Genomic DNA, 23,039 nt, shown 5'->3' on the forward strand with positions numbered 1-23,039 from the left:
AGCCGGATGAGCACATCGGCGAGGACAACTGGAGCCCATGGTCCCACATCTGAAAACCGCACTGGATGGTCCGCTGCTCGAGATCGAAAGGCGTTTCCTCGACCTGATGCCCGAGATCGAGCGCTGGTTCCGCGCCCAATGGCAGGAACACACGCCGCCGTTCTATGGCTCGGTCGACCTGCGCAATGCAGGTTTCAAACTGGCGCCGGTCGACATGAACCTGTTTCCCGGCGGCTTCAACAACCTCGACGCGACCTTTCTGCCGCTCTGCGTCCAGGCAGCAATGACGGCGGTGGACCGCATCTGCCCGGACGCCAAGCGCCTGCTGCTGATCCCGGAAAACCACACGCGCAACCTCTTCTACTTGCAGAATGTCGCCCAGATCGCGAAGTTCCTGCGCCTGACCGGACTCGAGGTTCGCCTTGGATCTTTGCTGCCCGGGATCGAGCGGCCGACGCCGGTGGAACTTGCCGATGGCACGACGCTCCTCCTCGAGCCGCTGCAGCGCAACGGGTCGCGGCTTGGGTTGGGCGGCTTCGAGCCCTGCGCCATTCTGCTCAACAACGACCTTTCGGCGGGGATTCCGGAGGTGCTGCGCGACCTCGACGAGCAGTTCGTCCTGCCGCCGCTGCACGCCGGTTGGGCGCTGCGGCGGAAGTCGAACCACTTTGCCGCCTACGACACGGTGGCGAGCGACTTCGCGCGGCTGACGGGCATCGACGTGTGGCGGATCAATCCCTACTTTTCGGTCTGCAGCAGTGTCAACTTTCATCAGCGGCAGGGGGAAGAGTGTCTTGCTGCGAATGTCGACGCGGTGCTCGAACTGATTCGCGAGAAGTACCGCCAGTACGAGATCGCGGAAACGCCCTACGTGGTGGTCAAGGCCGACGCCGGAACCTATGGCATGGGGGTGATGACGGTCAAGGATGCGGCGCAGGTGACGGGCCTCAGCCGCCGGCAGCGCAACAAGATGTCGGTGATCAAGGAGGGTTTGGCGGTATCCCAGGTGATCATCCAGGAAGGCGTACACAGCTTCGAACGGGTCGGCAGCGGCAGCGAGGAGGGAGTCGCGGAGCCGGTGGTCTACATGATCGATCGCTTCGTCGTCGGCGGCTTCTACCGGGTGCACAGCGGGCGGGGCCCGGACGAGAACCTGAATGCGCCGGGAATGCATTTCCAGCCTCTCGCCTTCGCGACCAGTTGCTCCTTGCCCGATCATTGCCAGAACCCGGATGCGGCGCCGAACCGTTTCTATGCCTATGGCGTCGTCGCCCGCCTGGCACAGCTGGCTGCCTCAGTCGAACTCGAACGTACTGCCCCCGTCAAGGAGCCGCTACCGTGCGCCTAGCATTCATCGTCGATCGCCTGCAGTCGCTGCGGGCCTACAAGGACACGAGCATCGCCATCATGCGTGCCGCCCAGGCGGCGGGACACGCCGTGTGGACGATCCAGCAGGAGGCGATCCACTGGTCGCCGCTGCACGGCGTGTGTGCCGAAGCGGTGCACCTCGAAATGCTCGCCGACGACAGCGACTGGTTCGTCGAGGTCGATCGGCACGTCGTCGCCCTGCGTGATTTTCGCGCCGTGCTGATGCGCAAGGATCCGCCCTTCGACATCGAGTACGTCACCACCACCTGGTTGCTCGAGCGGGCTGAAGCCGAGGGCGCGCGCATCTTCAACCGGCCACGTGCCCTGCGCGATCACCCGGAAAAGCTGTCGATCACCGAGTTCGCCCACTTCGCGGTACCGACGACGGTCGCCCGGGACAGTGGCATCATCCACTCCTTCATCGATACCGAGCGCGACGTGATCCTGAAGCCGCTCGGGGGCATGGGCGGTAGCGAGGTCTTCCACGTGCGCCACGACGACCCCAACCGCAACGTGATCGTCGAGGCGCTGACGCACACTGGTGCGCGCACGATCATGGCGCAGCGCTACATTCCCGAGATCGCCGACGGCGACAAGCGCATCCTGCTTGTCGCCGGCGAGGTGGTTCCCTACTGCCTGGCGCGCATCCCGAAGGCCGGAGAGACCCGTGGCAACCTGGCTGCCGGCGGCAAGGGCGTGGCGCGGCCATTGAGTCCGCGTGACCGCGAGATCGCTGGCACACTGGCGCCGGTACTCGCCGCTCGGGGTCTGCTGCTGGTCGGTCTCGACGTCATCGGCGACTGGTTGACCGAGATCAACGTCACCAGCCCGACGTGCATGGTGGAGATCGCCGAGCAGACGGGTTTCGACGCCGCTGCCCTGTTCGTCGCCGCGCTGGAGCGCCGGTGCGTGGCCGCTGCCTAGGCTTCGCCGGCGTTCTGCTCTGGGTTCTCGTTGCCGCCTGCAGCAGGGTGCCGGCGGTGTACCAGCAGGAATCCTTCGTCTTCGGTACCCGCGTCGAAGTGCTGATCGCCGGTCTGCCCGAAGGACGGGCGCGGCCGGCAGCGGCCGCGGTGCTGCGGGAGTTCGATCGCCTGCATCGCACCTACCACGCCTGGAGACCATCCGAGCTGAGTGCGCTCAACGCCGCGCTGGCGGCTGGCAAAGTCCAGACGGTGAGCGAGGAAATGGCAGAACTGCTGGTCGACGCACAACGTCTGGCGCGGCTTGGCGAGGGGCTGTTCGACCCCGGCATCGGTCGTCTGATCGAACTCTGGGGGTTTCACTCCGACGAACTACCGAGTGGACTGCCGGATGAGGCGGCGCTGGCTGCCTGGCGCAGCGCGCAGCCGGGCATTGCCGATCTGCGCCTGACCGGGCTGCAGGCGAGCAGCCGACAGCGCCAACTGGCGATCGATTTCGGCGGTTATCTCAAGGGCGTTGCGCTCGACCGCGCGACGAGCATCCTGCGGGCGCAGGGGGTTGGCAACGCGCTGGTGAACATCGGCGGCAACGTCATGGTGCTCGGTAGCCGCAATGGCCAGCGCTGGCGGGTGGGAATCCAGCACCCGCGGCAGCCCGGGCCGATGGCGACGATCGAACTCGACGATGGCGAGGCGGTCGGCACCTCGGGCGATTACCAGCGCTACTTCGAGGTCGCGGGCAGCCGTTACGCGCATCTCCTCGATCCGCGCAGCGGCCGGCCGGCGTCCGGTACGCAGTCCCTGACGGTGTTGATCACGGCACGCTCGGCGGCTGGAGCGCTGTCGGACGCTGCTTCGAAGCCCTTGTTCATCGCCGGCAGCGACTGGCCGGCCCTCGCCCGTCGGTTGCAGGTGGCGCATGTCCTGCGTGTCGATGGCGACGGGCGCTGGCAGCTCAGCGAGGCAATGCTGGGTCGCCTGGAGTTCGTCGGTGGGCGGCCGCGGGCGCTCGAAGTCGTGCCCTGAGGCACCTCGCTGCGATCGCCGTCGAGAGCGCGGCGGAATGGCTTAGAATGGCGACCTGTCGCAAAGGATGCTGCAATGATCGGTATATTTCTGGTGACGCACGGGACCCTCGGCGAGAGCCTCATCCAGAACGTCTGTCACGTGCTCAACAAGCGGCCGCCGCTGATCGCGCAGCTCGGTGTTGCGGCGCAGGACGACCCGCTCGACATCCTGCCACTCGCGCGCCTGTTGCTGCAGGAGGTCGACGGCGGCGAGGGCGTTCTGGTGATGACCGATGTCTTCGGCGCCACGCCCGGCAACTTGGCCCTCAAGCTGCTCGCGCCGGGTCGTGTGGAAGGGGTCTCCGGGGTCAGCCTGCCGATGTTGCTGCGGGCACTGACCTATCGCGAGCGCGGGATGGACACCATGGTCCAGAAGGCGATCAGCGGTGCCCGTGACGGCGTGGTCAGGTTGCCGCCGGCGCTGGGCAGTGGCGAGGGGGAGGATTGAATGGTACGTGCCGAAGCCGAAATCCGCAACAAGCTCGGGTTGCACGCGCGCGCTTCAGCCAAGCTGACGCAGCTTGCGGGCGGGTTTGCCAGCGAGGTCTGGATGGAAAAGGGGAGTCGCCGGATCAACGCCAAAAGCATCATGGGCGTGATGATGCTGGCGGCTGGCAAGGGCTCCACGGTGGTCGTCGAGACCGATGGTGCGGATGAACAGGCGGCGAATGAGGCGATTCTCGAACTGATCGCCAGCCGCTTCGGAGAGGCGGAGTGAACCTGGCATGAGTTTTACCCTGCATGGTCTGCCGGTTTCGGCCGGTATCGCGATCGGCCAGGCGCACCTCATGTCGCACGCGACGCTCGAGGTGTCGCATCTGGTGATCTCGCCACGCATGGTGGACAAGGAGGTTGCCCGCTTCGAAGCGGCGCTGGCGCGCGTGCGCGATGAGTTCGCGGCGCTCAAGGGCCGCACGCAGCACAGCTCGGCGGAGTTCGGCGCCTTCATCGACCTGCACTCGATGATCCTGTCCGACCCCGAACTGGCCGAGGTCCCGAAGGATCTGATCCGCGAGCGTCGCTGCAACGCCGAGTGGGCGCTGGTGCAGCAGATGGAGGTGCTTGTCGACCAGTTCGAGAAGTTCGACGATCAGTACCTGCGCGAGCGCAGCTACGACGTCCGCCAGGTGGTCGAAAGGGTGATCAAGGAACTCGTCGGTCAACCTGGTCGCATGGCGCTGAAGTCGAGCAAGGGATTGAAGGAGGAGAACCTGATCGTCGTCGCGCATGATCTCTCGCCGGCCGACGTCATCGCCTACAAGGAACATCACTTTGCCGCCTTCGTCACCGACGTCGGCGGCTCGACCTCGCACACAGCGATTCTTGCCCGCAGCCTGCGCATCCCCGCAGTTCTCGGTCTGCACAACGCCAGGCAGCTGATCCGCGACAAGGAAGTCTTGATCGTGGACGGCACGCGTGGCGTGCTGATCGTCAATCCCGATCCGCGCATACTCGACGAATACCGGCTGCGCAAGACGCAGATCGAGCTCGAGCGCTCGAAGCTCCGGCGTCTGAAGACGGCGCGCTCGGTGACGCTCGACGGGGTCGACATCGGTCTGCACGCCAACATCGAGCTGCCCGGCGACGTGGCGAACGCACTCGATGGTGGCGCCGAGGGCATCGGCCTGTTCCGCACCGAATTCCTCTTCCTCGACCGGGGCGACATGCCGACGGAGGAAGAGCAGTTCGAGGCCTACAGCGCGGTCGTCAAGGGGATGGGTGGACGGCCGGTGACCATTCGTACCTTCGATCTGGGTTACGACAAGGACCTGCATCCGGAGAAGGTTTTCGGCGAACGCATGCAGAGCAACCCGGCGCTCGGACTGCGCGCGATCCGCCTGTCGCTGGCCGAGCCAAAGATGTTCCAGACACAGTTGCGCGCCATCCTGCGCGCGTCGCGGTATGGCAAGATCAGGCTGTTGATTCCGATGCTCTCACAGGCACACGAGATCGACCAGACGCTGGCGGCGATCGAGCGCGCGAAGGCGAGCCTGCGCGGCGAAGCGGCCGCTTTTGACGAGGCGATCGAGGTCGGCGCGATGATCGAGATTCCGGCCGCAGCTCTGGCCGTTGGTCTGTTTCTGCGCCGCATGCACTTCCTGTCGATCGGTACCAACGACCTGATCCAATACACGCTGGCCATCGATCGCAGTGACGAACAGGTCGCGCCGCTTTACGATCCGCTGCATCCGGCCGTGCTGATGCTGCTCGCGCACACCATCGCCAGCGCGGAGAAGGTCAACGTCCCGGTTTCGATCTGTGGTGAGCTGGCGGGTGACCCGTCGCTGACACGCCTGCTGCTGGGCATGGGGCTGCGGCAGTTCTCGATGCATCCGGCGCAGATTGTCGCAGTCAAGCAGACGATCATGCAGAGCAACTGCGCCGAGCTGGCACCGATCGTCCGCCGCCTGCTGCGTCATGAGGAGCCGGCCAAGATCCGGGAACAGCTGGCGAAGCTCAACGGGTAGCGATCGAACAGTGATGTCATCAGAGAATTCCGTCGGCGTCGTCGCCGCGCAACGAGTACGCTTCGCCTCGCCCTTGCTGCTCAAGAGCGGTGCCGAACTGCCCGGCTTCGAGCTCGTCTTCGAGACCTATGGCACGCTCAACGCCGAGCAGTCGAACGCGGTCCTGGTCTGCCATGCGCTTTCCGGCAGTCACCACATCGCCGGCCACTATGCCGACGATCCGGAAAACGTCGGCTGGTGGGACAATCTGGTCGGTCCGGGGAAGCCGCTCGACACACGGAAATTCTTCGTCGTTGGCGTCAACAATCTCGGCGGTTGCTACGGCTCCACCGGACCGCTGTCGGTCAATCCCGCAACGGGCCGGCGTTACGGCGCCGACTTTCCGATGGTGACGGTCGAGGACTGGGTTGCGGCACAGGCACGCCTTGCCGACCACCTGGGCATTGCAACCTGGGCCGCCGTCGTCGGCGGCAGCCTGGGAGGGATGCAGGCACTGGCGTGGTCGATGCAGCTTCCGCAACGCATCCGGCATGCTCTGGTGATCGCCTCGGCGCCGAAGCTGTCGGCACAAAACATCGCTTTCAACGAGGTGGCGCGGCAGGCAATCGTCTCCGACCCCGACTTTCACGCCGGCCACTACGCCGAGAACGGCGTCATTCCGACGCGTGGACTGCGCCTGGCGCGCATGGTGGGCCACATCACCTATCTCTCGGACAGCCAGATGGGCGAGAAATTCGGGCGCCAGTTGCGGCATGGAGCGCACAACTTCAGCTACGACGTCGACTTCGAGATCGAGTCCTACCTGCGTTACCAGGGCGACAAGTTCGCACGCTTCTTCGACGCCAACACCTACCTGATGATGACCAAGGCGCTCGATTATTTCGACCCCGCTTATGAGTACGACGGGAATCTGGCGGCTGCCTTGGCGCGCGCGCAAGCCAGCTTTTTCGTGGCCAGTTTTTCGACCGATTGGCGCTTCGCGCCGGCGCGTTCGCGGGAGATCGTCTTCGCCCTGCTGCACAATCGATTGCGTGTGGCGTATGCCGAGATTGAATGCGACGCCGGACACGACTCGTTCCTGCTCGACGATCCGCATTATCATTCCCTGCTGCGCGCCTACCTGGAGAACATCAGCGTATGACCGAGCACGAGAGAAGGGTCAAGGCGGAACAGCGGGAGCGGTTCGACTTTGCCGTCATTGCCGGCTGGATTCCGCCGGGCGAGCGTGTGCTCGATCTCGGTTGTGGTGACGGCAGGCTGTTGCGCTACCTCAGCGAGACGCGCGACGTCAGCGGTTACGGGGTCGAGATCGATGGCGACAGCGTGCTCGGTTGCATCCGCAACGGCGTCGACGTCATCCAGATGGACATCGAGTGCGGGCTGTCCGGTTTCGAGGACAGGTCCTTCGATCACGTCATCATCTCGCAGGCGCTGCAGACGATGCTTGCCACGGAAGGCACCCTCAACGAGATGCTGCGTGTCGCCGACGAAGCGGTGGTCAGCTTCCCCAACTTCGCCTACCGAAGCAATCGCGCGGCGATCGCTGCCGGGCGCATGCCTGTTTCCGAGGACTTGCCATACGACTGGTTCGATACACCGAACGTACGCTTCTTCACCATCGCCGATTTCGAGGATCTGTGTGCTCGGCTGGGTATCCAGATTCGCGAGCGGCTGGCCTTCGATGAAGCAGGTCGCGAGGTCAGCGACGATCCCAACCTCAACGGCAGCCTGGCTTTCTATCGTCTCGGACGCGGCGCTTGATGATGCCTGGTTGGCTGCGCCTGCTGTTGACGAGGCGGATGCTGATCTGTGTGCTGACTGGCTTCAGTTCCGGGATGCCGCTCTACCTGCTCCTCAACCTGCTGCCGGCATGGTTGCGCAGCGAGAGCGTCGACCTGAAGACCATCGGCCTGTTTGCGCTGATTCAGTTTCCGTACACCTGGAAGTTCGTCTGGGCGCCGCTGCTCGACCGCTACCGTCTGCCACTCGGCCGCCGCCGCGGCTGGATGCTGCTGTCGCAGATCGGCCTCCTGTTGTCGATCGGGCTGCTTGGCGGGTTGTCCCCGGCGGCTGAGCTGACCGCGATCGTCTGGCTGTCGGTGGCGCTGGCCTTCCTGTCGGCAACCCAGGACATCGCCCTCGATGCGTTTCGCCGCGAGATTCTGAGTGACGAGGAACTCGGTCTTGGCAACTCGGTGCATGTCAACGCCTATCGGGTCGCCGGTCTGGTGCCGGGGTCCCTGTCACTCATTCTTGCCGACCTGCTGCCCTGGGCGCAGGTCTTCTGGATCACTGCCGCCTTCATGTTGCCGGGAATGATCATGGCACTGCTGGTTGCCGAACCGGCGGTCTCCGGCGCGCCGAAGACCCTGCGCCAGGCGGTGGTCGAACCCTTCCACGAGTTCATCGGCCGCAAGGGCTGGTCGGGTGCGCTGCTGGTGCTTGGCTTCATCTTCCTCTACAAACTCGGCGATTCGCTGGCGACGGCGCTGTCGACGCCCTTCTACCTTGATCTGGGATACAGCAAGACCGACATCGGCGTCATCGCCAAACATGCCGGCCTCTGGCCGGCAGTCTTTGGCGGCCTGCTCGGCGGACTGTGGATGGTGCGACTGGGCATCAACCGCGCCCTCTGGCTGTTTGGCGTGGTGCAATGGGTCACCATTCTGGGCTTCGCCTGGCTCGCCTGGCGTGGCGTTCAGACGAGCATCGACGGCGTCGACCGGGCGGCGCTGGCGGGCGTCATCGCTGCCGAGTACCTCGGCGTCGGGCTCGGTACCGCAGCCTTCACCGCTTTCATCGCGCGTGCCACCAACCCGGCCTTCACCGCCACCCAGTTCGCGCTGTTCACCAGTCTGGCCGCGGTGCCGCGCACCTTCATCAATGCCGGTGCCGGGGCACTGGTCGAGGCAGTGGGGTGGTTCAGCTTCTTCATCATCTGCTTCGTGCTTGCCGCGCCAGGCATGGCCCTGCTGCTCAAGGTCGCGCCGTGGAACGAGACGCCGCCGTCGCCGCGGCCCTGATCGCAGCCGCGCGGGAGTTGTCCCTGCGGCTGTCGCGGCTCAGCTTCAGGCCGCCGGTCAGCCACGTCTACGACCCGCTGGGCTATGCCTGGGCCGGCTACGAGTGTTACCTGCGCCGCTATGCCGCAAGCGCCCGCAGGATTCTCTTCCTCGGCATGAACCCGGGCCCCTTCGGGATGGTGCAGACTGGCGTTCCTTTCGGCGAGGTGGCGGCGGTTCGGGACTGGCTAGGCATCAGCGTGCCTGTCGCGAAACCCGTGCGGGAGAACCCGTGGCGACCGATCGAAGGCTTCGCCTGTGCCCGTTCGGAGGTCAGCGGGCGAAGGTTGTGGGGCTTGTTCCGCGAGCGCTTCGGTAGCCCGGAGGCTTTCTTCGCCGAGCATTTCGTCGCCAACTACTGCCCACTCGCCTTTTTCGATCGTGGCCGCAATCTGACGCCCGACAAGCTGCCGGCAGCTGAGACCGCGCCGCTGCATGCTGCCTGTGACGATCACCTCCGGCGGCTGGTCTCGGTCCTGCAGCCTGCCTGGGTGATCGGTATCGGCGCCTTCGCCGAGCAGCGGGCAGCCGCGGCTCTGGCCGGGGTGCCGCTGCGAAGCGGTCGCATATTGCATCCGAGCCCCGCGAGTCCGGCCGCCAATCGTGGCTGGGCGACAGCGGCGACGCGGCAGATGCAGGCACTCGGAGCGTGGAGCTGACTCTGCGCGATTCGCCCTTCGCTCTGGCTGTCGCGGCAACTTGCCGGGGGTGTGTCGAGGCTGGTGCCGCGCCGCTCACTTGCGGTCGACGAGGCCCAGGTCCGACAGCTCTCGGCGCAGCATACGCCACGTACGCCAGGCAAGGAAGGCGCGGCTGCTCCACCGCCAGACGCGGCTCGGCCGCAGGATGACGAGCACGGCGACGCCCGTCGCGACCAACTCCGGATGCCCCTTGAGGTAGGCGCCGCACTGGCGTGCGCCGGCGACGACGCGGTCGGCCGTCCCCATCGCCTCGCCCAGTGGCTGCAACTGCTGTGTGAGCAACTGGCGCTGGCTGCTGATGCGCTCAAGCAACCGGCCACGCTCGACAGCGAGGTCAATCTGCTCTTGTTTCACCGCGCGCAGTGCCCTGCAGCAGACGGATGTCGTGTTCGAGCTCAGCGATGCTGGTAGTGAACAGGTGCCGGCGAGCAAGCGCGCCGCGGCGCAGTGCCATCAGTGCCACGCCACCGGCGAGCAGGAAGCCGGCGCTGAGGATACTCAGCAGCAGCAGCCTTTGCTCCCAGAAGAGAACGGTCAACACGGCGAGCACGAGAATGGTGCCGACGATCAGGCAGAAGCTGGCCATTTGCGCCAGCAACAGCAGACGGAGGGCGCGCAGCTTCTCCTCGGCGAACTCGTTGGCAAGCAGTTCGAGGCGCGTGCGGCCAGTTGCCAGCAGTGTCGCGGCGCCGTTCTTCGTCGCCGCCAGGATGCCGCCGCTGACACCGCTGGAGCGGTCGCTCATCGCGTCCGCGCTGGTCAGCGACGGCCGATGATCACGCCGAGCAGCAGGCCGACGGCTGCAGCCAGGCCGACCGCGCGCCAGGGGTTCTCATGGACGTAGTCGTCGGTGGCGCGTGCGGCCGCCTTGGTACGGTCGACCAGGGCAGCTTCGGCGTCGGCCAAGCGGATGCGGGCGTCGCGCAGCCGTTCGCCGAAGCGCTCGCGCAGATCGCCCATCTTGTCGCCCGCAACGCCGGCGGTGGCGCGCAGGATCTCCTCTGCGTCTGCGACCACGACCTTCATGTCGGAGACGAGTTTCTGTTTGTTGGCGGTGGAAAGATCGGTGACTTCGGACATTGCGGGCCTCACAGTGGAAGGTGGTGACAGGAAGGACACAACTGCTACGGGACCTCTCGACGAGACCTTCACATTATAGAAAACGCTGGCGAAGATCAATCATTGTCGGCAGTTGCCAGCGTGTAGTCGTAATCGATGGTCAGCGGAGCATGATCGCTGAAGCGTTCCTCCTTGTAGATCGCGGCGCGTCGCGCGGTCGCGGCGATGTTTGCCGTTGCCAGTTGGTAGTCCAGTCGCCAGCCAACGTTTCTTGCCCACGCCTGTCCGCGATTCGACCACCAGGTGTATGAGTCGCCAGTGGCCTGCGGGTGCAGTCGTCGGTAGACGTCGCACCAACCGTCCTCGTTCAGGAGGCCGCTGACCCAGGCTCGCTCCTCGGGGAGAAAGCCCGAGTTGCCACGGTTGCTGCGCCAGTTCCTGAGATCGATTTCCTGGTGTGCGATGTTCCAGTCGCCGCAGACGATGATCTCGCGGTCGCTGCCGGCGAGGCCTTTCAGATGTGGACCGATCAGCGCCATGAATCGGTACTTGGCTTGCTGCCGTTCAGCCGAGCTCGACCCGGATGGCTGGTAGAGGCATACCACCGATAGCCGGCCAAAATCGGCGCGCAGGTAGCGGCCTTCCGCATCGAACTCGGTACTGCCGAGGTGATCGACCACCCGGTCGGGTTTCCTCCGGCACCACAGGCCGACGCCGCTGTAACCCTTCCTCCCCGCATGGCGGTAGAAAGCATGCAGGTCAGCGGGTGACCGCATCTGCTCGTCGAGGTCCGCCGCGTCCGCTCGCAGTTCCTGGACGCAGACGACATCGGCGTCCTGCCGCTCGAGCCAGGGCAGGAGACCCCGCCGCCAGGCCGATCGAATGCCGTTGAGGTTCAGCGTAATGATGCGTAACATAGCTGTCCGGCGCCGGGACCGGCTTTCAGTGAAGCAACGCAAATGGATTTCCGACAGCAGTTCATGGAATTCGCGGTGGCGCAGAATGTGCTCGGCTTCGGCGAGTTCAGGACCAAAGGGGGCCGGCTGTCGCCCTACTTTTTCAATGCCGGCCTGTTCAACGATGGCGCTGCCCTCGACCAATTGGGCGAATTCTACGCCAAGGCGATCATTGCCAGCGCGATCGTTGCCGACGGCCTGTTCGGCCCGGCCTACAAGGGTATTCCGCTGGTCGCGGTGACTGCGGTGGCGCTGGCGCGGGGTGGGCGCAACCTGCCATTCTCCTTCAATCGCAAGGAGGTCAAGGATCATGGCGAGGGCGGCAGCATCGTCGGCGCGCCCCTCGTCGGTCGCGTCCTGATCATCGACGATGTGATCACCGCCGGCACCTCGATTCGCGAGTCGGTCGAACTGATCCGCGCCGCGGGTGCTTCGCCGTGCGGTGTCGTCATCGCACTTGACCGGATGGAGCGGGGCCAGAGCGAGTTGTCCGCCGTGCAGGAGGTCGAGCGCGATTACGGAATGCCGGTGGTCGCCGTCGCGACGCTCGATGACCTGATGGGTTTCCTCCGCAACAGTCCGCAACTGCAACAGAACGAAGCGGCGGTCGCTGCCTATCGGCGCCAGTATGGCATTGCGCGTGCTGCCTAGAAGCAGTCTCCTCTTGCTGGCGGCGCTGGCCGTTGGCCAACCGGTACTGGCCGGCGTGACGATCTTCTGTTGTCACGATGAATCGGGCAAGCAGGTGTGTGGCGATATCCTGCCGTCGGTTTGCGTTGGCCGCGCGTACCGCGAGATCGGCGTCTCCGGCCGGCCGGTGCGCACGGTCGAGGCGCCACTGACGCCCGAGCAGCGTGTCCAGAGGGCGGCCGAGGAGCAGCGCCGCCGCGAACAGGAGCGGCTTCTCAATGAGCAAAGACGCAAGGACCAGGCCTTGCTCAACACCTACGGCAGCGAGAAGGACATCGAGCTCATGCGGGCGCGCGCCGAAAGGGACGTCGCCGCCGCGATCAAGGCGGCCGAGGAGCGGATTGCCGAGATACGGCGTCAGCGCAAGCGCTTCGAGGACGAGGCCGAGTTCTACAAGAACCGGCAGTTGCCGGTCGACGTGGCCAAGGGATTGCGCGATGCAGACCAGGAGATCAGGGCGCAGGAGTCGGTGATCGAATCGAAGAAGAAGGATCGCGAAGCGATCCGTCTGAAGTACGACGACGATCTGCGGCGCTTCGTCGAGCTGTCGAAGCGGCCGCCTTCGGGACGGCCGTGACGGTCCCGCGACAATCGCTCCGCGAGGCGGCTGCCGGCTGCCGGGTCAGCCGAGCCTGTGACGCAACAGTTCGCTGACCCGTTGCGGGTTGGCCTGCCCACGCGTTGCCTTCATCACCTGGCCAACCAGGGCGTTGAACGCCTTTTCCTTGCCCGACCTGAACTCGGCAACCATTCCCGGATTGGCAGCCAGCAAGTCGTCGATCAGCGCCGTCAGGGCGCTGTCGTCACTGATCTGCTGCAACCCTTCGCGGGCGATGATCTCGTCGGCAGAGCTGGTGTGCCCGCTGTTGCAGAGTTCATCGAAGACCTTGCGGGCCATGCTGGTCGAGATCGTGCCGTCGGCGATGCGGGCAATCAGTCGGCCGAGTTGCGTCGCCGAGACCGGTGATTGGCCAATCTCTCGGTCTTCCCGGTTCAGTCGTGCCGCCAGGTCGACCATGACCCAGTTGGCGCAGATCTTGGCGTTTTCCCTGCCCGCCGCGACCACCGTCGCTTCGTAGTAGTTCGCCAGATCGAGTGAAGCGGTCAGCACGCGCGCGTCGTAAGCGGACAGCCCGCAGTCGGCGATCAGCCGCTCGCGCTTGGCGGCCGGCAGTTCGGGCAGTTCGGCGCGTACCTGCTCGACCCATTGCGGGTCGATGATCAGGGGCAGCAGGTCCGGGTCGGGAAAATAGCGGTAATCGTGCGCGTCCTCCTTCGAACGCATGGCCCGCGTCTCGCCGCCAGCGGGGTCGAACAGCACCGTCGACTGCTCGATGATGCCGCCGTCCTCGATGGTGGCGATCTGCCACTGCACCTCGTAGTCGATCGCCTGTTGCAGGAAGCGGAAGGAATTGAGGTTCTTGATCTCGCGCCGGGTACCCAGACGCACTTCGCCGGCCGGCCTGACCGAAACGTTGGCATCGCAGCGGAACGAGCCTTCCTGCATGTTGCCGTCGCAGATACCGATCCAGCGAACCAGGGCGTGCAGCGCCCGGGCATAGGCGACAGCTTCCACGGCGGAGCGCATGTCGGGCTCGCTGACGATTTCGAGCAGCGGCGTGCCAGCGCGGTTGAGGTCGATTCCCGATCTGCCCTGGGCGGTTGGCCCGAGTCCTTCGTGCAGCGACTTGCCGGCATCCTCCTCGAGGTGGGCCCGCGTCAGGGAGATGAGCTTCTCCTTCTCGCCGAACTGGATTGGCAGACCGCCGCCGCGTACCACGGGTAGCTCGTACTGGCTGATTTGATAGCCCTTGGGCAGGTCTGGATAGAAGTAGTTCTTGCGCGCAAAGACCGATTTCGCGGCGACCTCGCCGCCCACCGCGAGACCGAAGCGGATGGCGCATTCGACGGCCGCCTTGTTGAGTACCGGCAGCACCCCGGGCAGAGCGATATCCACGGCATTGGCCTGCAGGTTGGGGGCAGCACCGAAGGCGGTCGAACTGCCGGAAAAGATCTTCGACGCGGTCGACAGCTGGACATGCGTTTCAATGCCGATGACGACTTCCCAGTGTTTCATCTTTGCTTGCTCACTCTACAAGGGCCGCAGCCGCCGGGCGGCGATGGTCGCGACGGGGCGGAACGGGGTCGCCGGGTCGGCGGCCTGCCCGACCGGAAGCTTTGGCCTCTCAGGCATGACCGGCCGGGCACTGCCGGTGCCAGTCGGTCACCTGCTGATAGCGGTGGGCGACGTCGAGCAGCCGAGCCTCGGTGAAGTAGTTGCCGATCAATTGCAGGCCTGCCGGCAGGCCGCCGGCAAAGCCGCAGGGAATCGACATCGCCGGCAGTCCCGCCAGATTGACGGCGATGGTGTAGATGTCGGAGAGATACATCTGCACCGGATCGGCAGCCTTCTCGCCAAGCCGGAAAGCGGTGCTCGGGCTGGTCGGCCCGAGGACGACGTCGCATTGTCGGAAAGCCTCGGCAAAGTCGTCGGCGATCAGCCGGCGGATGCGCTGGGCCTGCAGGTAATACGCGTCGTAGTAGCCGTGCGAGAGGACATAGGTGCCGATCAGGATGCGGCGCTTGACCTCGGCGCCGAAGCCCTGCGCGCGGGTCTTGCAGTACATGTCGGTGAGGTCGTCGTAGGCGGGGGCGCGGTAGCCGTAGCGGACGCCGTCGAAGCGTGCCAGATTCGAGCTCGCCTCTGCCGGTGCGATCACATAGTACGCGGCGACCGAGAGACTCATGCTCGGCAGGCTGACAGGCACGGTCTCGGCGCCGAGCTGGCGGTATTCGGCAATGGCGGCTTCGATCAACTGCATGACGTCCGGGCTGCAGCCGCCGCCAAAGAACTGCTCCGGCAGGCCGATGCGCAGTCCGGCCAGCGGCCTGCTGCCCGTGGCAGCCGTGAGTTCGCGGGTGAAATCCTCGCGCGGACGGTCGAGACTCGTCGAGTCGAGTTCGTCGAAGCCGGCCATGCAGTTGAGCAGCAAGGCGCAGTCGGCTGCGGAACGGGCGAGTGGGCCCGCCTGGTCGAGCGACGAGGCGAAGGCGATCATGCCGTAGCGTGAGACGACGCCATAGGTTGGCTTCATCCCGGAAAGGTTGCACAAGGCAGCAGGCTGACGAATCGATCCGCCGGTGTCGGTGCCGGTTGCCGCTGGCGCCAGACGGGCCGCCACCGCCGCTGCCGAGCCACCGGACGAGCCGCCGGGAACGCGATCGAGTGCCCAGGGATTGGCTGTCGGGCCATGGAACGAGGTTTCGGTCGAGGAACCCATGGCGAACTCGTCCATGTTGGTCTTGCCGAGCAGCACCGCGCCGGCCTGCTGGAAGCGGCTGATCACCGTTGCATCATAGGGGCTGACGAAGTTGCCCAGCATCTTCGAGCCGCAGGTCGTCAGCCAGTCCTTGGCGCAGAAGATATCCTTGTGCGCGATCGGAATCCCGGTCAGCGGCTGCGTGTCGCCTCGCGCCAGCCGCGCGTCGGCGGCTCGCGCCTGTGCCAGGCTGCGCTCCGGGGCGACGGTGATGAAGGCGTTCAGCTGCGGGTTGTGACGGGCGATGCGATCGAGGTAGAGCGTCGTCAGCTCGACGCTCGAGATTCGTCGGCTGGCGAGGGCCTGCGCAATGTCGGCGAGACTGTGTTCGATCATTCGATGACCCTTGGCACGAGGTAAAGTCCTGCGTCGGCCTCCGGCGCGATTGCCTGGAAGGCAGATCGCCAGGCCAGCTGATCGCTCTCGGTCACGCCGTCGGGCCGCAGGCGCTGCGCCAGGTCCTGCGCGTGCGCCATCGGTTCGACGCCTTGCGTGTCGATGGCCTGCATCGTCTCGATCAGGCCGAAGATCTCGTTGAGCTGGCCAAGGGTGCTGCGCGCCTCGGTGTCGTCGACTTCGATGCGGGCCAGGTGGGCAATGCGGTGGACTTGGTCGAGGGTGAGCGACATGGTTACGAAATCACTAAGGTGGTAAACGGGCGAGCCATATAAGGTATCATAAAAGTTTTTCCCACCGCAGCCCCGGCTTGGGGCCATCACGGATTTCGCAAGCATGTTCAGTTTTCTGCGCAGTTACTTCTCGAATGATCTGGCGATCGATCTCGGTACCGCCAACACGCTGATCTACGTGCGCTCGAAAGGGATCGTTCTCGATGAACCGTCGGTCGTCGCCATCCGGACCGAGGGCGGTCCAAGCTCGAAGAAGACCATCCAGGCGGTCGGCAAGTCGGCCAAGGAAATGCTCGGCAAGGCGCCGGGGGCGCTGACCGTCATCCGGCCGATGAAGGACGGCGTGATCGCCGACTTCACGGTCACCGAGCAGATGCTGAAGCAGTTCATCAAGAAGGTGCATGACTCGCGCCTTTTGTCACCGTCGCCACGGATCATCATCTGCGTGCCGTCGGGGTCGACCCAGGTCGAACGGCGGGCGATCCGCGAGTCGGCAATCGGTGCCGGTGCCAGCCAGGTCTTCCTCATCGAGGAGCCGATGGCGGCAGCCATCGGTGCTGGTCTGCCGGTCTCCGAGCCGACCGGATCGATGGTCGTCGACATCGGCGGCGGGACGACCGAGGTCGGCGTCATCTCGCTCGGTGGCATGGTCTATGCGGGTTCGGTGCGGGTCGGCGGCGACAAGCTCGACGAGGCGATCATGAACTACATCAGTCGCAACTACGGCATGCTCATCGGCGAGAACACCGCCGAGAACATCAAGAAGCGGATCGGGTCGGCGTTTCCCGGTGCCGAGGTGCGCGAGATGGAAGTGTCGGGAATCAACAAGGCTGAAGGCATTCCGCGCAAGTTCACCATCTCCTCGAACGAGATCCTCGAGGCACTGACCGAACCGTTGAACAGCGTCGTCTCGGCGGTCAAGTCGGCGCTCGAGAAGACCCCGCCCGAGCTCGGTGCCGACATTGCCGAGAAGGGCATGGTCCTGACCGGAGGTGGCGCGCTGCTGCGCGACATCGACCGGCTGCTGATGGAAGAAACCGGTCTGCCGGTGATCGTCGCCGAGGAGCCACTGACCTGCGTCGCGCGCGGCTGCGGTCTGGCGCTCGAGAAGATGGACAATCTCGGCAGCATCTTCGCTTCCGACTGATCCGTGGCGGCGGCACTGCCGTGCGCTGCCAGTTGCCAGGCCTGAGCGATGGAAAACCAGCCGCCACCCTTCTTCAAGCGCGGCCCGGCGCCGTTGGCGCTGCTTTCGTTCTACGTCGCGCTTTCGGTTGCTCTTCTGGTCGTCGATGCGCGCCTGCAGGCGCTGGAGGTCGTGCGCCAGGCGTTGTCGCTGTTCACGCAGCCGCTGCAGCAACTGGCGCACCTGCCGGCGCATTCAGTCGCCAGCGCCGGCGATTACTTCGTCAGCCTGACCCACCTGCGCGAGGAGAATGCCCGTCTGCAGCAGGCTCGCATGGAAAAGGCGACGACCGTGCTGCGCACGCAGCAGCTGGAAGCCGAAAACGAACGTCTGCGCAAGCTGCTTGGCGTCAAGGAGCGGCAGCATGCCAGGGGTCAGGTGGCACAGATCCTGTACACGGCGCGTGATCCCTACACACGACGCATCGTCATCGACAGGGGGCAACAGGATCAGGTTGTCGCCGGCCTGCCGGTGATCGACGACGCCGGCGTCGTTGGCCAGGTGACACGGGTCTTCCCCTTCGTCGCCGAGGTCACCCTGATCACCGACAAGGAGCAGGCGGTACCGGTACAGATCGTTCGTACCGGTCAGCGCTCGGTCGTCTTCGGGCTTGGCAACGGGCAGCTCGAGCTGCGTTTCCTGCCGGCCAACGCCGACGTGCAGAACGGCGACGAGCTCGTGACTTCCGGTCTCGACGGCATCTTTCTGCCCGGCTTTCCCGTTGCCCGGGTAGTGCATGTCGAGCGTGACACCTCGTACTCCTTCGCCCGCATCTTCTGCATGCCGCTGGCGGGCGTCGAGAACTTCAGCGAGGTGATGGTTCTCGAGCAGCGGCCGCCGGTTGCCCTGCCCGCGGAAATTGCGCAACCAGGCCGCGAGGCGAAGGCGCTCAAGTCACCGTCGGCACGCAAGAAGCGACTCAGGAGGGAGTAGGCGCATGCAGACCAGCTATCGTTCTTCCGCCCGCATCCTGCTGCCGGTTCGCCCGTGGTTCATCGCCTGCAGTCTGGCTGCGGCGCTGCTGTTGAACCTGCTGCCAACTGCTCCCTGGCCCGGCCTGCCGGACTGGCTGGCGCTCGTTCTGGTCTTCTGGAGCGTCCGCGAGCCGCGCCGTGTCGGGATGGGGCTCGCCTTTCTCTGCGGCATTGCGATGGACGTGGCCGATGCCGGACTGCTGGGGCAGCATGCACTGGCCTATGTCCTGGCGGTCTATGGGGGCGGCTCACTGTCGCGGCGGATCCTCTGGTTCCCGCTCGCGCAGCAGGCGCTGCATGTCCTTCCACTGTTGCTGCTGGTGCCGTTGGTGCAGGTCGCCGTACGCACCGTCGCTGGTGGGGAATTCCCGGGCATCGGCTACCTTCTGGGGCCTCTGCTGGCGACCCTGCTCTGGCCTGTGCTGACCTTCGTTCTCCTGTTGCCACAACATCAGTCCGTCGACCATGATGCCAATCGTCCGCTCTGAGCAACGGCCCGAAGTTCTGCTGCGGTCTCCACGGGGAACCTCCGCAGTACCGGCGCTGCCGCTTCACTGAAGGGGGTACGCGTGCTCGCTCGTCAGTCGCAGCTCGTTGCTCCCGATCGCGAACTCGAGCGCTTCCGTTTTCGCGTCAGCCTCGCAGGTTTTGCCGTCTTTGCCGCTTTCGTCGTCCTCGCTACCCGTCTCTTCCACCTGCAGGTCGTACAGCACGATTACTACTCCACCCGCGCCGAGGACAACCGCATCTCGCTGGTGCCGATCGTTCCCAACCGCGGGGTCATCGTCGATCGCCACGGGACCGTGCTGGCGCGCAACTACTCGGCCTTCACCCTCGAGATCACGCCGTCGCGCGTCGACGACCTCGACGCCACCATCGAAGGTCTGGGCAAGCTGATCGAAATCCTGCCGAAGGACCGGAAGCGCTTCCGCCGGCTGCTCGAGGAGAGCAAGACCTTCGAGAGTCTGCCGATCCGCTCGCGGCTGAGCGAGGAGGAAGTGGCGCGCTTTGCAGCCAACCGCTACCTCTTTCCCGGCGTCGAGGTCAAGGCGCGTCTTTTCCGCCACTATCCCGAGGGTTCGGTCGGTGCCCATGCCATCGGCTACATCAGCCGGATCAACAGGCGCGACCTCGAGATCATCGAGGACAACGAACAGACGAACAATTACAAGGGAACCGACCATATCGGCAAGTCGGGGGTGGAGCAGAAGTACGAGTTCCAGCTGCACGGCGAGACCGGTTACGAACAGGTCGAGATCGACGCCGGCGGTCGCGCCGTGCGCAGCCTGTCGCGCAGCGCTCCGGTGCAGGGCAACAACCTGACCCTGACGCTGGACATCAAGTTGCAGGAGATGGCCGAGAAGGCTTTCGGCGACCGCCGTGGCGCGCTGGTGGCGATCGAGCCGGCGACCGGCGGCATCCTCGCGCTGGTGTCGGTGCCGACCTTCGACCCCAACCTGTTCATCGACGGCATCCGCAGCGACGACTGGGATCAGCTCAACAACTCACCCGACAAGCCCTTGCTCAATCGCGCACTGAATGGTGCCTATCCGCCAGGGTCGACCTTCAAGCCCTTCATGGCGCTGGCGGCGCTGGAGACCGGCAAGCGGACGCCCGGGCAGGCCATCTCCGATCCGGGCGTCTTCAATTTTGGCGGGCATCAGTTCCGTGACGACAAGAAGGGCGGACACGGCATGGTCGACATGCACAAGTCGATCGTCGTCTCCTGCGATACCTACTACTATGTCCTGGCCAATGACATGGGGATCGACGCGATCGCCCGTTTCATGGGCCAACTCGGTTTCGGGCAGCGCACCGGCGTCGACATCGAGGGTGAGTCGCCGGGAGTGCTGCCTTCACCCGAGTGGAAGAAGCGCCGTTTCCGGCGGCCCGAGCAACAAAAGTGGTTTGCCGGCGAAACGATCTCGATCGGCATCGGCCAGGGTTACAATTCCTATACGCCGATCCAGCTGGCGCAGGCCACCGCGACGATCGCCAACAACGGCATCATGTACCGCCCGCATCTGGTCAAGTACATCACCGACAGCCGCACAGGCGAGAAGACGATGATCGAGCCCGAGCCACTGCGCGTCCTGCCCTGGAAGCGGCAGAACGTCGAGGTGATCAAGCGGGCGCTGGTCGGGGTCAATATCGGCGGCACCAGCGCGCGCGCCTTCGCCGGCGCTGGCTACACCTCGGCCGGCAAGACCGGAACGGCGCAGGTTTTCAGCCTCAGGGGTGCCGAGTACAAGGCCTCGCGGCTGAAGCAGGAACTGCGTGACCATGCCCTGTTCATCGCCTACGCGCCCGCCGAGCAACCGAAGATCGCCGTCGCCGTGCTGGTCGAGAACGGTGGCTTTGGCGCCCAGTCGGCGGCACCGATCGCGCGCATGGTTTTCGATTACTACCTGCTCGGCAAGCTGCCGAAGGGGGCTGCGAAGGAAGACGATGTCGAGGGAGACTGACTGATGCCGCAGCTGCTGCAGCGCGCGTGGGTACGCCTCGTCGCGCGCGTCGACGGACCGCTCCTGCTGCTGACGCTGGCGCTGATGGCAACCGGTCTGGCGACGGTCTACAGTGCCACCGCCGACAGCAGCAGCCGCCTTCTCGCGCAAGCGTTGAACATGGCCGTTGGCGTGGCCGTGATGTGGACGGTGGCACAGTTGCCACCGCAGAAGCTGATGCGCTTCGGTGTTCCGCTCTACCTTGCTGGCGTCGTCCTGCTGATCCTCGTCTTCTTCTTCGGCATCAAGGTGAACGGCGCCAGGCGCTGGCTGTCGCTTGGTTTCACGCGCATCCAGCCGGCGGAGGTGCTGAAGATCGCCGTGCCGCTGATGCTCGCCTGGTACTTCCACAAGCACGAGGCGGCACTGAAGGCGCGTCACTACGCAGTCGCCTGCCTGCTGCTGCTGCTTCCCTTCGCGCTGATCGCCAAGCAGCCCGATCTGGGAACGGCGATCCTGGTCGGTGCTGCCGGCTTCTACGTCATCTTCTTCGCCGGTCTGCCGTGGAAAGTGATCATCGGCCTGCTGGCGGCCGCCGCGGCCGCCGCGCCCTTCGCCTGGACGATGCTGCACGACTATCAGCGCAAGCGCATCCTGACGCTGATCGATCCGAGCAGCGACCCGCTCGGCGCCGGCTATCACATCATCCAGTCGACGATCGCCATCGGTTCCGGTGGCAGCTTCGGCAAGGGCTGGCTGGAGGGGACCCAGACCCACCTCGAGTTCATTCCGGAACGCCACACTGATTTCATTTTCGCCGTCTATGCCGAGGAGCGTGGTTTGCTCGGCAACGTCGTCCTCCTGCTGCTCTACCTGTTGCTGATCGGGCGCGGGCTGATGATCGCCGCCAATGCCTCGACGCTCTTTGCACGCGTTCTCGCCGGCTCGATCACGCTCAGCCTGTTTACCTACGTCTTCGTGAACGTCGGCATGGTCAGCGGCATCCTGCCGGTGGTCGGCGTGCCGCTGCCGTACATGAGCTACGGCGGGACGGCGCTCGTCACCCTGTCGGTGGGGGTCGGCATACTGATGAGCATCCACACGCACCGGATGCTGGTGCGGCCGTGAAGCGTGGCGCCTTCCGTTCGCTCAGCTGGCCGGGCATTGGCTGCTCGCTGGCGCTGCTGCTGGCTGCCTGTGGCGGGCAACCGGCCCGGGCGCCCGAGCAGGTCGCCCGCAGCCCGGAGCAGACGAGGCCGCCGGCGAAGATGCCGCGCAAGTCGAGCGTCGTCCATAAGCGTGGCGGGGCCTACTACAAGGACGACGGACCGGGTGACGAGATTCCGGACAATCTCGACGACATTCCCGATGCCGAGCCGCGCCTCGAGCCACTGCACCGTTTCGCCAACCGGCCGTACGTGGTTCTCGGCAAGGCCTATGAGCCGCATGCCAGCCTGCGACCGCACCAGGAGCGCGGCGTTGCCAGCTGGTATGGCAAGAAGTTCCATGGCCTGAAGACGTCGATTGGCGAGCCGTACGACATGTTCGCGATGACCGCGGCCCATCCGACGCTGGCGATCCCCTCCTATGTCCGGGTGACAAGGATCGGCAACGGCAAGTCGGTGGTCGTGCGCGTCACCGACCGCGGACCCTTCCACGCCGACCGGGTGATCGATCTTTCCTACGCCGCCGCGCACCGTCTCGGTTATGTCGATGATGGCAGCACCCTGGTGCAGGTCGAGGCCATCCTGCCCGAGGGCGCGACGACGATGAGTTATGCGCAGGTGATGGCAGCGCCAGCGCCGGCCGCTGCCAAGGGTGGTGCCGCCGAGCGCGACGAGATCGAGTTGCTCGCGGTTCGCCTCGGCCTCGATACAACCCGGCCGCCGGCGCGCGAGATGCAGCGGCCGGTGGCGCCGACGGCAGCGGCGGTGCCTCCGGATGCAGCCCCCCCGGGCGGTGGCATCTTTCTCCAGCTCGGCGCCTTCGCCAGCGCCGACAATGCCGACAGCCTGCGCCTGCACCTGCTGCGCGAACTCGACTGGCTCACCGAGAGTGTTCAGGTCAGGTCCGCGGGTGGCCTGCACCGTGTCCATCTCGGGCCATATCCCAGTCGGGTAGACGCCGACAAGGTCGCCGAAAGAATTCGTCTCGCCCTGGGCTACAAACCCACCTTCGTCGTTCGCTGAGCA

25 protein-coding genes are annotated in these 23,039 nt (G+C 65.3%); 18 read left to right on the top strand and 7 right to left on the bottom strand.

The annotated features are described in order from the left end of the window. Positions 1 to 37: 37 nt before the first annotated feature. From gshA to V5B60_RS09340, 10 genes are all read left to right on the top strand, one after another. Positions 38 to 1,348 (top strand): glutamate--cysteine ligase, encoded by a 1,311-nt coding sequence (gene gshA / locus V5B60_RS09295; protein ID WP_332346741.1) that lies wholly within the window; start codon positions 38 to 40, stop codon positions 1,346 to 1,348. After that, positions 1,339 to 2,292, top strand: coding sequence for a glutathione synthase (gene gshB / locus V5B60_RS09300; RefSeq protein ID WP_332346742.1), 954 nt, complete (start codon positions 1,339 to 1,341; stop codon positions 2,290 to 2,292). Before gshA ends, gshB begins: the two co-directional genes overlap by 10 nt. After that, the gene (locus V5B60_RS09305) at positions 2,274 to 3,317 is read left to right on the top strand and encodes an FAD:protein FMN transferase (protein WP_332346743.1); all 1,044 of its coding nucleotides are present in this window, start codon (positions 2,274 to 2,276) and stop codon (positions 3,315 to 3,317) included. Before gshB ends, V5B60_RS09305 begins: the two co-directional genes overlap by 19 nt. Positions 3,318 to 3,392: 75 nt before the next feature. Next, the gene (locus V5B60_RS09310) at positions 3,393 to 3,806 is read left to right on the top strand and encodes a PTS sugar transporter subunit IIA (protein ID WP_332346744.1); all 414 of its coding nucleotides are present in this window, start codon (positions 3,393 to 3,395) and stop codon (positions 3,804 to 3,806) included. Beyond that, entirely contained in the window at positions 3,807 to 4,076 is a 270-nt protein-coding gene (locus V5B60_RS09315) for an HPr family phosphocarrier protein (RefSeq protein ID WP_332346745.1), read from the top strand. A gap of 7 nt (positions 4,077 to 4,083) precedes the next feature. Further along, complete coding sequence (ptsP, locus tag V5B60_RS09320; RefSeq protein ID WP_332346746.1) at positions 4,084 to 5,826, top strand: phosphoenolpyruvate--protein phosphotransferase; 1,743 nt, start codon at positions 4,084 to 4,086, stop codon at positions 5,824 to 5,826. Positions 5,827 to 5,839: 13 nt separating this feature from the next. Next, a complete protein-coding gene (gene metX, locus V5B60_RS09325; RefSeq protein ID WP_332346747.1) occupies positions 5,840 to 6,967 on the top strand; it encodes a homoserine O-succinyltransferase MetX in 1,128 nt (375 codons plus the stop codon). Continuing rightward, positions 6,964 to 7,587: a methionine biosynthesis protein MetW gene (gene metW / locus V5B60_RS09330; RefSeq protein WP_332346748.1), complete on the top strand. Its 624-nt coding sequence runs from the start codon at positions 6,964 to 6,966 to the stop codon at positions 7,585 to 7,587. Before metX ends, metW begins: the two co-directional genes overlap by 4 nt. A gap of 2 nt (positions 7,588 to 7,589) precedes the next feature. Beyond that, positions 7,590 to 8,849 (top strand): AmpG family muropeptide MFS transporter, encoded by a 1,260-nt coding sequence (locus tag V5B60_RS09335; protein WP_332350496.1) that lies wholly within the window; start codon positions 7,590 to 7,592, stop codon positions 8,847 to 8,849. Continuing rightward, positions 8,816 to 9,547 carry a uracil-DNA glycosylase family protein gene (locus tag V5B60_RS09340; RefSeq protein WP_332346749.1) on the top strand — a complete coding sequence of 244 codons (732 nt, stop codon included), beginning with the start codon at positions 8,816 to 8,818 and terminating at the stop codon, positions 9,545 to 9,547. The genes V5B60_RS09335 and V5B60_RS09340 overlap by 34 nt, the downstream gene beginning before the upstream one ends. A 75-nt stretch (positions 9,548 to 9,622) precedes the next feature. On the opposite strand, the gene V5B60_RS09345 is transcribed toward V5B60_RS09340, so the two are convergent. The 4 genes from V5B60_RS09345 to V5B60_RS09360 all read right to left on the bottom strand — a co-directional run bounded on the left by V5B60_RS09345 (position 9,623) and on the right by V5B60_RS09360 (position 11,565). Beyond that, positions 9,623 to 9,943, bottom strand: a complete 321-nt coding sequence (locus tag V5B60_RS09345) for a YqjK family protein (protein ID WP_332346750.1) — start codon at positions 9,941 to 9,943, stop codon at positions 9,623 to 9,625. After that, positions 9,924 to 10,334 (bottom strand): phage holin family protein, encoded by a 411-nt coding sequence (locus V5B60_RS09350; protein WP_332346751.1) that lies wholly within the window; start codon positions 10,332 to 10,334, stop codon positions 9,924 to 9,926. The genes V5B60_RS09345 and V5B60_RS09350 overlap by 20 nt, the downstream gene beginning before the upstream one ends. Before the next feature lie 14 nt (positions 10,335 to 10,348). Continuing rightward, positions 10,349 to 10,669, bottom strand: coding sequence for a DUF883 family protein (locus V5B60_RS09355; RefSeq protein ID WP_034894649.1), 321 nt, complete (start codon positions 10,667 to 10,669; stop codon positions 10,349 to 10,351). A gap of 95 nt (positions 10,670 to 10,764) precedes the next feature. After that, positions 10,765 to 11,565 (bottom strand): exodeoxyribonuclease III, encoded by an 801-nt coding sequence (locus V5B60_RS09360; protein WP_332346752.1) that lies wholly within the window; start codon positions 11,563 to 11,565, stop codon positions 10,765 to 10,767. 42 nt (positions 11,566 to 11,607) lie between these two features. On the opposite strand from V5B60_RS09360, the gene pyrE reads away from it, so the two are divergent. Beyond that, positions 11,608 to 12,255: an orotate phosphoribosyltransferase gene (gene pyrE / locus V5B60_RS09365; RefSeq protein WP_332346753.1), complete on the top strand. Its 648-nt coding sequence runs from the start codon at positions 11,608 to 11,610 to the stop codon at positions 12,253 to 12,255. Next, a complete protein-coding gene (locus V5B60_RS09370) occupies positions 12,245 to 12,871 on the top strand; it encodes a hypothetical protein (protein ID WP_332346754.1) in 627 nt (208 codons plus the stop codon). The genes pyrE and V5B60_RS09370 overlap by 11 nt, the downstream gene beginning before the upstream one ends. 45 nt (positions 12,872 to 12,916) lie before the next feature. Here the strand turns inward: V5B60_RS09370 and gatB are convergent, their stop codons facing one another. The 3 genes from gatB to gatC all read right to left on the bottom strand — a co-directional run bounded on the left by gatB (position 12,917) and on the right by gatC (position 16,243). Further along, entirely contained in the window at positions 12,917 to 14,371 is a 1,455-nt protein-coding gene (gene gatB / locus V5B60_RS09375) for an Asp-tRNA(Asn)/Glu-tRNA(Gln) amidotransferase subunit GatB (protein WP_332346755.1), read from the bottom strand. A gap of 109 nt (positions 14,372 to 14,480) precedes the next feature. Then, a complete protein-coding gene (gene gatA, locus V5B60_RS09380; protein ID WP_332346756.1) occupies positions 14,481 to 15,950 on the bottom strand; it encodes an Asp-tRNA(Asn)/Glu-tRNA(Gln) amidotransferase subunit GatA in 1,470 nt (489 codons plus the stop codon). Further along, positions 15,947 to 16,243 carry an Asp-tRNA(Asn)/Glu-tRNA(Gln) amidotransferase subunit GatC gene (gene gatC, locus V5B60_RS09385; RefSeq protein ID WP_332350499.1) on the bottom strand — a complete coding sequence of 99 codons (297 nt, stop codon included), beginning with the start codon at positions 16,241 to 16,243 and terminating at the stop codon, positions 15,947 to 15,949. The genes gatA and gatC overlap by 4 nt, the downstream gene beginning before the upstream one ends. Before the next feature lie 103 nt (positions 16,244 to 16,346). Between gatC and V5B60_RS09390 the strand changes: the two genes are divergently transcribed. The 6 genes from V5B60_RS09390 to V5B60_RS09415 all read left to right on the top strand — a co-directional run bounded on the left by V5B60_RS09390 (position 16,347) and on the right by V5B60_RS09415 (position 23,036). Further along, positions 16,347 to 17,390 (top strand): rod shape-determining protein, encoded by a 1,044-nt coding sequence (locus V5B60_RS09390; protein ID WP_034937949.1) that lies wholly within the window; start codon positions 16,347 to 16,349, stop codon positions 17,388 to 17,390. Positions 17,391 to 17,438: 48 nt separating this feature from the next. After that, complete coding sequence (gene mreC / locus V5B60_RS09395) at positions 17,439 to 18,362, top strand: rod shape-determining protein MreC (protein ID WP_332346757.1); 924 nt, start codon at positions 17,439 to 17,441, stop codon at positions 18,360 to 18,362. A 4-nt stretch (positions 18,363 to 18,366) separates the two neighbouring features. Continuing rightward, on the top strand, positions 18,367 to 18,891 hold the full coding sequence (gene mreD, locus V5B60_RS09400; RefSeq protein ID WP_332346758.1) for a rod shape-determining protein MreD: 525 nt from the start codon (positions 18,367 to 18,369) through the stop codon (positions 18,889 to 18,891). Between the two features lie 81 nt (positions 18,892 to 18,972). Next, positions 18,973 to 20,868: a penicillin-binding protein 2 gene (mrdA, locus tag V5B60_RS09405; RefSeq protein ID WP_332346759.1), complete on the top strand. Its 1,896-nt coding sequence runs from the start codon at positions 18,973 to 18,975 to the stop codon at positions 20,866 to 20,868. A 3-nt stretch (positions 20,869 to 20,871) separates the two neighbouring features. After that, positions 20,872 to 21,975, top strand: coding sequence for a rod shape-determining protein RodA (gene rodA / locus V5B60_RS09410; RefSeq protein ID WP_332346760.1), 1,104 nt, complete (start codon positions 20,872 to 20,874; stop codon positions 21,973 to 21,975). Continuing rightward, positions 21,972 to 23,036: a septal ring lytic transglycosylase RlpA family protein gene (locus V5B60_RS09415; RefSeq protein WP_332346761.1), complete on the top strand. Its 1,065-nt coding sequence runs from the start codon at positions 21,972 to 21,974 to the stop codon at positions 23,034 to 23,036. The genes rodA and V5B60_RS09415 overlap by 4 nt, the downstream gene beginning before the upstream one ends. Positions 23,037 to 23,039 lie beyond the last annotated feature (3 nt).

It is taken from the genome of Accumulibacter sp., assembly GCF_036625195.1.
Lineage (GTDB): Bacteria > Pseudomonadota > Gammaproteobacteria > Burkholderiales > Rhodocyclaceae > Accumulibacter.